Below are 13,034 nucleotides of genomic sequence, written 5' to 3' on the forward strand. Positions count from 1 at the left end.
TTTTCCTGGCAGTTTATTGTACTTTTCCGCATATTTTTCAGGTTCTCGCTTGGCATGTGATTGCCCGGCCGGTTATGCGCCCGGAGTCCAAGATGGCGGAAAAGTTGCTCGATATGCCGGCCTTGTCGGTCACTGCATCGATGATTTCCGCCGGCCTCGGCAGCCAGACCTGGAGCCTTGACGCTCACGGCAGCCGTCCCTTCTACCAGGCCTTTTTCGTCTCACAGGGCAGAGCGAGCCTGTCCATCGATGGACAGGTGGGGCTTACGCTTTCGGCACCTGCCGCACTTTGGCTGCCGCGACGGATTTCGGGGGCTTTCGTTCTTGCCGCCGGCAGTGAGGGGGCGATGCTCTCGGCAGCCGATGACTTTGTCCGCAGAACGGTTGGAGATAGCCCGGCCGCCGTGCAATTGCACGACATGATCGAACGCGTTGTCGTGGCCCAAAACGAAAATCTGGCGGGACATGCTGGCGATATCGGCCGCGCCTTCGAGGTCATCACGCAGGAGGCACGGGACCACCGACCCGGTGGGACAGCGCTTGTCGGCGCCTATTTTTCCGTGCTGCTCCTGCTGATATGGCGGGCCTCAGGGGCATCGGCGCCGACGAAGACGTCAGGCACCGGGGCGACCACCTTGCAGCGGTTCAGGCAGATCGTCGAATTGCGTTTCCGCGAACAGCCAGCGATCACCGATATCGCCCGCGCCATGGGCATCACCTATGACCACCTGCATCGGGCCTGCATTTCCGGCACCGGACGAAGCCCGATGGAACTGATCCATGAAAGGCTGATCGCCGAAGCAAAGCTGCGGCTTGGGCAATCGGAGCAATCCGTCGAGCAGATCGGCTTCGGGCTCGGTTTTCGCGATCCGGGCTATTTTAGCCGCTTCTTCAAGAGCCGCGTCGGCGAACCGCCCGGCGCCTACCGGCGCAAGATCGCCGCACAGTCGCAGAAAGGCCTCGCCCCATCCTTTGCCGCGTGGCCGTGAGGCACTCGCGATTGAGGCGACGGCCGTTCAGAACTTCCGCAACTCACGCGTCAGCACCTGGAGCTGCTTGAAGCCCTCGTAACGCTTCGCGTGAAGATCAGCGATCGCACCTTGCGCCGGCTTGTAGGTCTCTTGGGCGGCAGAGAGTTTCGTCATTGCTTCACGCATATCGCTAAACAGCCCGCCGGCGACGGCGCCGAGGATCGCAGCACCCAGCAGCACCGGTTCCTCGGCCTTCGTCGCGACTACCGGCTTGCCGCTCGCATCGGCAAGCATCTGACGGACGAAATCATGCTGGCCAGCACCCCCGCTGATGACGATGTTGTCGATGGTGACGCCGGCATCGGCCTGCGTGTCGATGATTTGTCTCAGGCCATAGCCGATGCCGCAGAGGCCTGCGACATAGAGCGAGACCAGACTGTCGAGACCTCTCTCCATGTCGAGACCGGCCATGACGGCGCGGGCATGCGGATCGGCGAAGGGTGCGCGATTGCCGAGGAATTCGGGAACGACATGCAAGCCTGCGACGAGTTTGACGGCATTCGAAGAGCGCCCCGCCCTTTGCGCAGCCATGTCGGCCAGAAGGACCGGCAGCGGAACGCCGTTGCGCTTCGACAATTGCTTTGCCTCGCTGGCGGCGGGATGGAATGACAGCAGCTGATCGATCGCCGCACCCGCAGCACTCTGGCCACCCTCGTTCAACCACATGCCTGGCACCATGGCAGAATAATAGGGACCCCAGACGCCCGGCACGAAGGCCGGTTCGACGGTTGATGTCATGGTGCAGGACGACGTGCCGAAGACGTAGCCGAGATTGGCCTGCGGACCGGCGCCGATACCAACCGTTCCGATGCCGCCAGCATGGGCATCGATCAGCCCTGCGGCGACAGCAGTTCCCGGAACGAGGCCGAGTTCACCGGCGGCCGCTGCTGTCAGGCCCTGACCGAGCGGCGAACCGGGCTCGACGATCGACTGGCCGATGCGGGCAAAACCTTCGTCGGCCAATGCGCCGAGGCCGATCTCATGAAAGTAGGTCGCATCCCAGCGCTTCTCATGGGCGAGATAGGTCCATTTGCAGGTGACGGTACAGGTGGAACGCGCGAGATCGCCGGTCGCCCGCCATGTCAGGAAATCCGCCAGATCGAAGAATTGCCAGGCGGCATCGAAGACCTGCGGCCGCCTTTCCCTCAGCCAGAGCAGCTTCGGCGTTTCCATCTCGGGTGAGATGCGACCACCGACATAGCGCAGCACCTCATGGCCGAGCGCGTTGATACGCTCCGCCTGCGGGACGGCGCGATGGTCCATCCAGACGATGATATCCCGGTTCGGGTCTTCCGAGGGACCGACGGGCAGCGGCCGGCCAGCCTCACCGAGCACGACGAGCGAACAGGTGGCGTCAAACCCCAGGCCAGCGACCGAAGTCGGATCGATACCGCTTGCGGCCACGACCTCGCGCACGCAAGCGCAGACGGCCGTCCAGATTTCCGTACTCGACTGCTCGACGATGGAGCCGGCTTCATGAAACAGCGTGATATCCCGCTTGGCGGATGCAAGCATCTGGCCATCGAGGTCGAAGAGGCCGGCGCGGGCGCTGCCGGTGCCGACATCGACGCCGATGACATGTTTGGCACCCGCTGATGGCGTGTGTGAAGTGTCGCTCATGATCTCTCGTTCAAATCGGCAGTATCAGGGTTCCAGAGCATTTCCATCTTTCCCCGAATCGCGGAAACGCTCTATCTCTTTGTTTTCATGCAATTGCGGACGCAAGACCGCTACGCATTCTTGCTGGAATTGCTCTAGAGCAATCCGCAACCGGACCTGTCAACCTCAAAGGTCGACGCTGTTCGGCAGGATCACCAGATCGCGGACAGTGACGTTGCGCGGCCGTGACAGCATGAAGAGCACGGCATCGGCCACCTCCTTCGGCTGCATCAGGCTGCCATTGGCCAGCGCCTCTTCCATCTTGGCCTTCGGCCAGTCATCCAGGAGCGCGGTAACGACCGGTCCGGGCAGCACGGCGCCGACGCGCACGCCATATTGTGCGACCTGACGGCGCGTGGAGTGGACGAAGGCCTGAACGGCAAATTTCGAGGCGGTATAGATCGGCTCCCAGACGACGGGCACGACGCCGGCGATCGAACTCGTAAACAGGATATCCCCGGACTTCTGAGCGATCATATGCGGCAGCACCGCATGGACCGAGCGGAAGGCCGCGTTGATGTTGAGGTTCAGCATGCGGTCCCAGGCATCCGGATCACCGTCGGCGACAGGGCCGCCAATATAGGCGCCGGCATTGGCGTGGAAGATATCGAGCCGGCCGGCCAATTCCAGAATGCGCGGCAGCATGCCGGAGACCTGCGGGCCATCGAGAAGATCGACGACAAGCGGCAGGGCGCCCTCCCCGATCTCCTTGCAGAGGGCCTCGAGCCTGTCCTTGGCACGATCGATGAGAACAACGGTTGCACCTTCGGCAAGCAGGGTGCGGGCGCATTCCAGCCCGATACCCGATGCTGCACCGGTGATGGCGGCAACCTTGCCCTTCATGAGATCAGTCATGCAAATACTCCTTGAGAATGCGGGTCAGGCGCGGCCATGGCTGACACGGGACCGGCGAGCGAGCGAATCGACGATGACGGCGATGGCGAGAACGGCACCAGTGATCATGTAGCGCAGCGACGAACTGAGATTGAGCAGCGTAAGCCCATTGGAAATCGCCTGGATGACGATGATGCCGAGGAGAGCCGAATAGGCGCTGCCACGGCCACCGAACAGGCTGGTGCCGCCGATGACTGCTGCCGCAATGGCATTGAGGTTCACGTCGCCCGTGCCAGCCTGCTGGCTGGAGGAGGCAAGACGCGAGGCCGAGAGAATGCCGCCGATGGTGGCAAGCGTCGAGCAGAGCACGAAGGCGCTGAGATAGATGCGGCGCACGTTGATGCCGGCGCGGCGAGCCGCCTCGCGATTGCCGCCGACGGCAAACATCGAGCGTCCCCATTTGGTGCGCGTCAGCGCATAGTTCAGGATGACGGCGATTGCGACGAAAAGGCCGAACATCCACGGCACGCCACGGCCGAGATTGAGATAATAGACGGCAAATTCCAACGCGGCGGTGAGAATGATGGCCTTGACCGCAAGCGCCCCGACCGGTGGGGAGGAGAGGTTCGAAGCCTGCCGCTGGCGGCGCTTGCGCATCTCGTTGACGACGAGGACCACGCCCGGCAAGAGAGCCAGAACATAGGACAGCCAGTCTGGCATGACGAGAATCTGGCCGAAGCGCACGAGCGGCGAGGCATAGGGAAGGTTGATGCTGCCGGTCGGCCCCAGGATATAGAGCTGCATGCCGAGGAGGGCCAGCAGACCGGCAAGGGTCGCAACGAAGCTCGGCATGCCGAGCCTGTTGTAGAGCACCGCATACAGCGCGCCAACGACGATGCCGGCGACGATCGCAACCAGGATCGCGAGCGGGATCGGCCAGCCCATATTGACCCAGAGCACGCCGAGGATGGCGGAGGAAAGCCCGCTCATCGAGCCGACCGAAAGGTCGATTTCGCCGAGCATCAGCACGCAGACGATGCCGAGCGAGATGACGCCGACGGTGGCACAGTCAAACAGCAGGTTGACAAGGTTGTTTGGCGCCAGAAACACCGGATTGAGCAGCGAGAAGACCGTGGAGATGACGATCAGGCCGACGAAGACCGGCAGCATGCCGAGATCGCCCGAGCGTACGCGGTCGAAGAAGGCCTTGACCATACCCATGATGTTGTCGTCGTGGCGGACGCGTTCGTCGCTGCGATCAAGGGCAGCCGGCTGGCTGACTGTATCGGACATCTTCTGGCTCATGCGGGCCTCCCGCTGGTTTCGTGTGCAGCACCGGTCTTGCGCTCGATCCGCCGGGAGACGGCGTTTTCGGTGGCACCGGTGATGGCGGCGACGAGTTCCTGGTTGGACGAATCGGGCGTGAAGACGCCATTGTTGCGACCGAGGCGCAGCACGACGATGCGGTCTGCCACAGCGCGCACGTCTTCCATATTGTGGCTGATGATGATGACGCCGAGGCCGCGCTCGCGCACACGTTCGATCAGGTTCAGCACTTCCGCGGTCTGGGCGACACCGAGAGCCGCCGTCGGCTCGTCGAGCATGATGATCTTCGGATCGAGCAGCAGCGAGCGGGCGATGGCAACCGTCTGGCGTTGGCCGCCGGAAAGCGAGGCGATCGGCTCGCGCACCGAGGGGATAGGGGCGGCAAGTTCTCTGAGCAACGTCCAGGCACGCACCTCCATGGCAACCTCGTCGAGGCTCCAGGGAGACATTTCATGGCCAAGGAAGAGATTGGCGACGACGTCGAGATTCTCGCAGAGCGCCAAGTCCTGGAAGACGGTTGCAATGCCGAGTTCCAGCGCCTTGCCGGGACTATCGAGCGTGACATTGCGGCCGCAGAATTCGATCGTCCCCGACGACGGCTGATGCACGCCGGCAAGAACCTTGATCAGCGTCGACTTGCCGGCGCCGTTATCGCCGACCAGCGCCACGACCTCGCCGGCACTCACTTCGAGATCGATGTCGGTCAGCGCCGACACCGCGCCGAAATTCTTGGAAATATTGCTCAACCGGAGGATCGTCTGACCCTTCTCCGGCATATCCTTCACGTCCCTAGTCATGGGGCAGCCCTTCTTGCCATAGGGGCATCCGGCCGCGACAAGCGCGGCCGGAGCTCACTCAAACGCGTTTAGTTGGTAATGCCAAGCTTCTTGCAGCCTTCGGCATATTCACCGGTGCAAATCTGCTCGGGCGTCTGGATCTTCTTGTCGAAGATTTCGGCCTTGATGTTCTTTGCCGTCACGACGGCGGGGATGAACAGCTGAGACGGCGTATTGTAGAGCGTCGTCTTGGCCTGCGGCTTCTCACCCTTGATCATCTGCACCGCCACATTGGCAGCGGCTGCCGCGACGATTTCAGATGGCTTCGAAATCGTGTTGTACTGGTCGCCGGAAATGATCAGCTGAAGGGCTGCGATCGTCGCGTCATTGCCGGTGACCGGCGGAACCGGCTTCACGCCTGCGGCCTTGAAGGCGGCAATCGCGCCGCCTGCCGTGCCGTCATTGGCGGCAACCACGCCCTTGATATCGGCCCCGAAGCGGGTGATCTGGCCGGCAGCCCATTCCTGCGCCTTCGGCGGCGCCCATTCCGGCGTGTCATATTCGGCAAGCGTCTTGTAGGCGGATTCCTTCAGGCCGCGGTGGATGCCGTCGCGGATGAGGCCTGCGGCCGCATCGGTCGGCGAGCCGTTGATCTCGAGCACACCTGCGCCATCGGCAACGCCTGAAGCCTTAAGATGCTCGACGAGCGACTTGGCGATCGCATAGCCGATGCCTTCATTGTCGAAGGAGACGTAATAATCGGCCGGCTTGTCCGGGATCGGGCGGTCATAGGCGATGACCTTGACGTCCTGGGACTGGGCGATTTCGACGAGGCCGGCGGCAGCGGCGGAATCGACAGGGTCAAGAACGACAACCTTGGCGCCCTGGGCGATGACCGAGTTGAACTGCTGCTGCTGCAGCGAGGCATCGGCATTGGCGTTCTGATAGATCACCGTGCACTTCGGGCACAGCTTCTCCATCTCGGCCTTGAAGCCCGGGAAGTCGTGCTGCTCATAGCGCGTGGATGCCTGGTCGGGCATCAGGAACGCGACGGTCGCCGCTTCCTGAGCCGAGGCCATGCCGGCAAAACCGATGAAAACGGTCGCCGAGGCCATAAGCAAATTGCGATAATTCATTTTCTCCTCCTTGGTGTGATCGAAAGACAGGCCCAGGCATTGCTGGAAGTCACCACGGTTCGCCCGCTCGCCGCCGCCTTCGCGGGCATGAAAACGACGAGCGAAGCGCCCCTGCAAAAGGACAACCTCTCCGCAGCTTCTTAGAAATACCTCCCTGCACCGGTCTGCTGACCGGCCTGTATCATCGATTGCGCAACCTTGCTCAATCGATGAAGCAAGAATTGCCACTTCCTCCAATTGATGTCAAGTTACCGTCAAACGGAGAAGACATTTTGAATCAGGTGAAACAGACGAAGAGGACGACGATTTACGATCTGGCGGAGCTTGCCGGCACATCCGCCAGCGCCGTCAGCGCCGTGCTCAACGGCAACTGGAAGAAGCGCAGGATCAGCAGCCAGCTTGCCGAAAAGATCATGCGGATCGCCGAGGAACAGGGTTATGCGCTGAACATGCAGGCAAGCCTGCTGAGGCGCGAAAAATCCCACATCATCGGCATGATCGTGCCGAAATACGACAACCGATATTTCGGCTCGATCGTCGAACTCTTCGAGGACATGGCGCGTGCGCGCGGCCTTTTCCCGATCATCACCTGCACGCGCCGCGACCCTCAGCTGGAGGTCGAGGCAGCGCGCACCATGCTCTCCTATCAGGTCGAATGCCTGATCGCGACGGGTGCCACGGACCCCGACCGCATTACCGAAATGTGTGCGGCTGCCGGCGTGCGCAGCCTCAATCTCGACCTGCCCGGCGCGCTTGCCCCCTCCGTCATCTCGGACAATTTCGCCGGCGCACGCGAGCTGACGCGTCGCATCCTGAAAAACAGCGAGCAACGGCTCGGCAAGATGGAGCCGCTGCTCTTCATCGGTGGCCGCGGCAGCGACCACAACACCGCCGAGCGTATCCGCGGCTTTCGCGAGGCACATGCCGACCTCGGCGTTGCCGTGCATGAGGAAAATATCCTTGCCTGCGGCTATGCGCCGGAAAAGGCTGAAAAGGCGTTGGACGAGCGCGCGCTTGGCGGCAATGCACTGCCCAAGGGCATGTTCGTCAACTCGACAATCTCGCTCGAAGGCGTCATGCGCTGGATCCGCCGCTCCGGCCATCTCGACGATCGCAGTCTGGTGCTCGGTTGTTTCGACTGGGACCCCTTCGTCACCCTGCTTGGAAACGGCATCGAAATGGTGCGTCAGGACGTGCCGGGCATGCTGAACAAGGTGTTCGAGCTCATCGAATCCGGAGCGAACAAACCTGTCGTCATCCAGGTGCCGCCCCTAATTCCGGAAGCGCAGGAAGCGTAAGCGTCCGGTGCGGACCCAGTTGATCTGCCGATTCCTGGTCTCTGGCGGCGGATGAGCGGATCGAAGAAATCCGCGCCCATCCCGTCGTGATCGCCGTCGCGGGTGTGAACGCCGGATTCCCAGCGTTCTCGGCGGCCTGGTTCCGGGCGCACTGATTGCGGTGCAGACCTCCGTCGGATGCGGTGCCTCGGAAGCCGGACGCACGGCACTCAATGCGATGCTCACAGGCTGCGCCCCCGGCATAATCGTCTGCAACATCGACAATGGCTACGAGGCTGCCTGCACAGCCCTTGACGCTGTCCTTTCGCGAATCCGGGCGCGCAAACCTTTTAATCCCCGTCTCGCATGCTCTTCATCAGACTTGCTGGATATCCGCATCCTGCTGCTTCACGGCCTCCATAAGCAGCCGCAACCGTTCTCTCAAGCCATGAACCCGGTCAACGAGATCGATGACAACGTCGACGCCATGAATTCCCACCAGAGCCTTTGTCCACACAAAAATAGTCATTGGCAATAATGGCGACAAGAACGGCTTTTGGCGAGGTCGTATCGGAGAACTTCGTCGCCGGATGCGCATGACGTCCGCGGCGCTCGCTGTTCTGCCCGGCAATGCCGGCTTCATTCCGTCGGACTCGCGGCGTCTGCCACAGCCTGTGTGACGGCATCGTCGACACTGAAATTGCACCGGCTTGCCAACTCCGCTTCGCCGGCCGATTCCATCAGATCCCTGATCCAGTCATGCACGCGGGCATAATAGACGCGCTTGCCGGCCTTGTGCAGCAACGTGTCGAATTCGACGAGAGCATCGAAGCCGGTACTGTCGAGATCGACGCTTTCTTCCAGACTGACGATGACGGAAAGCGTGCTTCTATTGGAAAGCGCATGTGTCGCGATTTCCGACAATACCAATTCGGCGTTGGCGAAAAAGAGGGGCTGAGCTGGCCTGAATATGCCAATGCCGGCGATCTCGGTGGCGTCGGCATGGCGTTCCACGTCGACAAAATCCCGTGTCTGGCGAAGTCTGCCGAGTGTAATCACCCTCGCGACCGTAAGTCGCTTCAAAAACAGGACGAATGAAAGCGCAACCGCGATTAGCATGCCATTCAGGACACCGAACAGAAGCACGCCACAGGCAGCAAAGGTGAGAAGAAACCGGTCGCGACCGACACGCAGAATATGCATGACCGGAGATGGATCGAGCGAGTGTAGGAGTACGCTCACGATCACGGCGGCGAGTACCGTTTGGGGAATATAAGCGAGGAGTTTCACACCGAAAAGGCAGAAAGCAGCGAGGAAAGCTGCGGCGAGCAAAGACGAGAGCCTGCTCTGCGATCCCGCCGCTTCGCTGGCGGACCCTGCCGAGAAGCCGGCCCCGACCGGCATGCCCTGGACAAGAGCGCTTGCAATATTGGCCACCCCGATTGCGCGCAATTCGCGGTTTGCGTCCACGACTTCACCATGAAGCAGCGATAGGCTTCGTACAGTGCCCCAGGACTCGGCAAAGACAATCAGCACGAGAGGCAGGGTGTAGCGAGCAATATGCTCGACACCATGCAAATCGGGCGCGGCGAAAGCGTCCCAACCGATCGCGAGGCTGACAGGCCCGACGACCGGCACGCCCAGACCCTCGAGATTGAACTGGAAAGAAACCGCCGCAGCCCCCAGAGTCACAAACAGACTGCCCGGAATCTCGCGGTAACGGCGCATGGCGAGAAGGCAGACGAATGCGAATAGCGCGAGCCCGAGGCTGATGAGGTTCCATTCGTGAAACCGCGCCAGAGCGGAACGGAGGATTTCCCAAGGTTGGATATCAGCATTGCTCAAGCCAAAAATGGTCGGCAACTGCTTGATCGTGATCAGAAGGGCGGTACCGAAGGCGAAGCCCCGCAGGACAGGTCTGGATATTACGCCAGCCAAGTATCCAAGCCCCATCGCCGAGGCAATCAGGAAGACAAGACCTGCAAGCGCGACGACAACAGCTGCAAATAGCGCCTTCTGTGACGCGGGCACGTCCATGGACATGAGCATTGCCGCGAGGATCGCGGCAGAGGACGATGTCGGTGAAACAACCGCGAAACGGCAACGGCCAATGAAGAAATAGGCCGTACATCCAGCGATTGTTGCGGTAACCGCATGGCGAGGCGTCAACCCCGCGATTGAGGAGTAGGCAATCGCTTCCGGGAGCAGAAGACCGGCGACCGAAAGGCCGGCGACAGCATCACGCCAGTTCCATTTCATGGCTGTGGGATAAGATCCTTCTTACTCAGGCCAGCCGCTATCCTCCTGCATTATCGAATGGTCCACAAGCATCTGGTTTCACGACTAAAAAATTATCAGCTGCGCCGCGGCCCATTTGCGCTTTCCTGGACATCGCGCCCATTTTCAACGCTGATCGCGCCATAACTAAACATCGACTGAGCTGTCTCGCGTGCTCCATGGACGGGCACGGGTTCCGATGCTTCCAACGGATCTATGGCGCGCAACGTCAAAGAGGCTGCGCGCTCGGCTCCGCCAGCCGTCCACATCGCCGCAATTGGCGTCCTCGATATCGTCGATGAAAGCGGGCCGGTTTCCACTGCAAAGGCAAAATCATTGCTCGCCTGCTTCCAGGAAATGCGGGCAATAATCCGTGAGCGTCCAATGATTTAAGGTAAGTGTGGACTTTCGCAATACCCGTGTTTTGGGGATGTTGACGGCGGGAAAATCGCTTTCTATGGGAAGCCGCCGACCCAGTGCGGCGGCAGCAACAGGCGTCCGGTCATACGAGGTGACCGGGCGCTTTTTCATTTGGGAATCAAGCCTATTTCACCGCCTCCGGCGTGAAGCGGGCATAAAGGGCGTGGCGATTGCCGGGATAGACGAAGCGCACATGCGTGACCGGCCCTGACTTGTTCCAGGTGCGTCGTTCGACGACGAGGCATGCGGTTGACGCCGGGATGGAAAGCATGGCTCCCTCCTCCTCATCGACGCCGATTGCGAAGATCTTGTGCTCGGCAGCACTCCAGGGAACCTGGCTCAAGAGCCAGGGGCCGGGTGCCGTCTGCTCAAACGCCTCGCCGGCTGCCTCTGGCACGGTTTGAAGATTGATCAACCGCTTTTCCAGGCAAAACGGTTGCGTCCCAGCGTAGTGGGTGCAGATGATTTCGACGAGGCTGGAATTTTGCTGCAGGTCCAGCATCTGGCGGTCCTGCGCCTGTGCCTTCCTGCGGATACGCTTTGCGACCTTGTAGGAATAGGCGAGATTGAGGGACTGGACCTCCGCCTTGATATCGTGGATCTCGAGCACTGCGGACTGCGCCTGCGGCTGGATGACGAAGCTGCCGGATTTCTTGCGGCGCTCGATGAGACCGGCTTTCACCAGCTGGGTCAGAGCCTTGTTCACCGTCATACGCGAGCAGTCGTATTGCTTCGTCAGCTCTATTTCGAACGGAATGCGGTAACCCGGCGGCCATTCGCCCGAGACGATGCGACCTTCGATATCCGTGAGGATACGCTGGTGTAAGGTCGTTTCCTTGGGTTCATTCATCATCACGCTCCGGCTCTTCCTCCGCTGTAACGCCTGGGAAGCGCCGAGGAAAGGTCGTCATGCCGCCAACAGCTCGTTCATCGCGTCGATGAAGCGGCGGTCAATCAGGTCGCGCCGCAGATGGCGGCCGTTTTCGACCTGCTTGCGGCCGAGCGACCAGACGCAGTCGACCGACACACCACCGGCAAAAATCCAGTGATCGAGAAGCTGGTCCTCGGAGAGGTAGGAAACGGCATTGGTCTCGAGCGATATGATGTCGGCATGGTTGCCTGTGACAAGACCCGCCGGCGCCTTCAGTGCCGCACCACCGCCAGCAAGTGCCTGTTCGAAGAGGGCCTGGCCCGTGGAGCCGCCCGTCGACGCGATGACATTGCGGGCACGCAGCGCCAGACGCTCGGAATATTCGAGCTGACGAAGTTCCTCGGCGATGGAAATCAGAATGTTGGAATCGGAACCGATGCCGAAGCGCCCGCCTTCCGACAGGAACAGGGGCGCCGAAAATGTCCCATCGCCGAGATTGGCTTCGGTGATAGGGCAAAGGCCGGCAATGGCGCCGCTCCTTGCCATCTGGCGCGTTTCGTCATCGGTCATGTGGGTTGCGTGGATGAGGCACCAGCGCTGATCGACCGGCGTATTCTCGAGCAGCCATTGGACAGGCCTTGCGCCGGACCAGGCCAGGCAATCCTCGACTTCCTTGACCTGTTCGGCGACGTGAATGTGGATGGGCCCGTCGCCGGCAAGCCCGATGGCGACTGACAGTTCCTCCGGCGTGACGGCGCGCAGGCTGTGCGGCGCAACACCGATCTCGGCGCCGGGCAGCCGGCCCGTAACCTTTCGGCAGCCGTCCATCAGCTGCGCAAAACTGTCAGCGGAGTTGATGAAGCGGCGCTGTCCCTCGATGGGTGCGGCGCCGCCGAAGCCGGAATGGGCGTAGAGAACCGGAAGCAGTGTCAATCCGATGCCCGTCTCCGCACTCGCCGCGCCAATGCGTTCGGCCATTTCGGCGATATTGGCATAGGGGCTGCCGTCCTTGTCGTGATGCAGATAGTGGAACTCACCGACGCGGCTAAAGCCGCCTTCCAGCATTTCCATATAGAGCTTGGCTGCCACCGCCTCGACATGGTCAGGCGTCATCGACAGGGCGAACTTATACATGACGGTGCGCCAGCTCCAGAAGCTGTCATTGGCCGGACCGCGCACTTCGGCAAGCCCCGCCATCGCCCGCTGAAAGGCATGACTGTGGAGGTTCGGCATAGCCGGCAAAAGGGTGGCATGGCGCTCGTCATCGGCACCAGGCACGACATCCGTCTCGATTGCGGCAATCCGGCCGTTTTCGAGCGTCAGGCGCACATTCTTGCGCCAGCCTTCGGCCAGCAAGGCAGTCGTTCCATGAAGTTTCGTCATGATTGCTCCCCTTCTTTCTTATTGGCCCACCGCTTGCCTTTGTG

12 protein-coding genes are annotated in these 13,034 nt (G+C 61.2%); 3 read left to right on the top strand and 9 right to left on the bottom strand.

Annotated elements, in window-relative coordinates; translation table 11 throughout:
* Nucleotides 1-92 precede the first annotated feature (92 nt).
* Nucleotides 93-989 (top strand): helix-turn-helix domain-containing protein, encoded by an 897-nt coding sequence (locus AC1DM5_RS24630; protein WP_477820521.1) that lies wholly within the window; start codon nt 93-95, stop codon nt 987-989.
* A 27-nt stretch (nt 990-1,016) separates the two neighbouring features.
* On the opposite strand, the gene AC1DM5_RS24635 is transcribed toward AC1DM5_RS24630, so the two are convergent.
* The 5 genes from AC1DM5_RS24635 to AC1DM5_RS24655 all read right to left on the bottom strand — a co-directional run bounded on the left by AC1DM5_RS24635 (nt 1,017) and on the right by AC1DM5_RS24655 (nt 6,762).
* On the bottom strand, nt 1,017-2,651 hold the full coding sequence (locus AC1DM5_RS24635) for an FGGY-family carbohydrate kinase (protein ID WP_477820520.1): 1,635 nt from the start codon (nt 2,649-2,651) through the stop codon (nt 1,017-1,019).
* A gap of 165 nt (nt 2,652-2,816) precedes the next feature.
* Nucleotides 2,817-3,545, bottom strand: a complete 729-nt coding sequence (locus AC1DM5_RS24640) for an SDR family oxidoreductase (RefSeq protein WP_477820519.1) — start codon at nt 3,543-3,545, stop codon at nt 2,817-2,819.
* A 24-nt stretch (nt 3,546-3,569) separates the two neighbouring features.
* Nucleotides 3,570-4,829 (bottom strand): sugar ABC transporter permease, encoded by a 1,260-nt coding sequence (locus tag AC1DM5_RS24645; RefSeq protein ID WP_310380606.1) that lies wholly within the window; start codon nt 4,827-4,829, stop codon nt 3,570-3,572.
* Nucleotides 4,826-5,647, bottom strand: a complete 822-nt coding sequence (locus AC1DM5_RS24650; protein WP_477975908.1) for an ATP-binding cassette domain-containing protein — start codon at nt 5,645-5,647, stop codon at nt 4,826-4,828. Before AC1DM5_RS24650 ends, AC1DM5_RS24645 begins: the two co-directional genes overlap by 4 nt.
* 68 nt (nt 5,648-5,715) lie before the next feature.
* Nucleotides 5,716-6,762, bottom strand: a complete 1,047-nt coding sequence (locus tag AC1DM5_RS24655) for an ABC transporter substrate-binding protein (RefSeq protein ID WP_477820517.1) — start codon at nt 6,760-6,762, stop codon at nt 5,716-5,718.
* Nucleotides 6,763-7,034: 272 nt separating this feature from the next.
* Between AC1DM5_RS24655 and AC1DM5_RS24660 the strand changes: the two genes are divergently transcribed.
* Together AC1DM5_RS24660 and AC1DM5_RS24665 are read left to right on the top strand one after the other, a co-directional pair.
* On the top strand, nt 7,035-8,060 hold the full coding sequence (locus tag AC1DM5_RS24660; protein WP_310380597.1) for a LacI family DNA-binding transcriptional regulator: 1,026 nt from the start codon (nt 7,035-7,037) through the stop codon (nt 8,058-8,060).
* A 160-nt stretch (nt 8,061-8,220) separates the two neighbouring features.
* The gene (locus AC1DM5_RS24665; protein ID WP_477820516.1) at nt 8,221-8,577 is read left to right on the top strand and encodes a hypothetical protein; all 357 of its coding nucleotides are present in this window, start codon (nt 8,221-8,223) and stop codon (nt 8,575-8,577) included.
* Between the two features lie 101 nt (nt 8,578-8,678).
* Here the strand turns inward: AC1DM5_RS24665 and AC1DM5_RS24670 are convergent, their stop codons facing one another.
* The 4 genes from AC1DM5_RS24670 to AC1DM5_RS24685 form a co-directional block, all read right to left on the bottom strand.
* The gene (locus AC1DM5_RS24670) at nt 8,679-10,298 is read right to left on the bottom strand and encodes a SulP family inorganic anion transporter (RefSeq protein ID WP_477820515.1); all 1,620 of its coding nucleotides are present in this window, start codon (nt 10,296-10,298) and stop codon (nt 8,679-8,681) included.
* A 351-nt stretch (nt 10,299-10,649) separates the two neighbouring features.
* Nucleotides 10,650-10,847 (bottom strand): hypothetical protein, encoded by a 198-nt coding sequence (locus AC1DM5_RS24675; RefSeq protein WP_477820514.1) that lies wholly within the window; start codon nt 10,845-10,847, stop codon nt 10,650-10,652.
* 13 nt (nt 10,848-10,860) lie between these two features.
* Complete coding sequence (hutC, locus tag AC1DM5_RS24680; protein ID WP_477820513.1) at nt 10,861-11,586, bottom strand: histidine utilization repressor; 726 nt, start codon at nt 11,584-11,586, stop codon at nt 10,861-10,863.
* Nucleotides 11,587-11,643: 57 nt separating this feature from the next.
* Nucleotides 11,644-12,990, bottom strand: a complete 1,347-nt coding sequence (locus AC1DM5_RS24685) for a formimidoylglutamate deiminase (protein ID WP_477820512.1) — start codon at nt 12,988-12,990, stop codon at nt 11,644-11,646.
* Between the last annotated feature and the right edge of the window lie 44 nt (nt 12,991-13,034).

The organism is Rhizobium sp. 01T437, assembly GCF_056398505.1.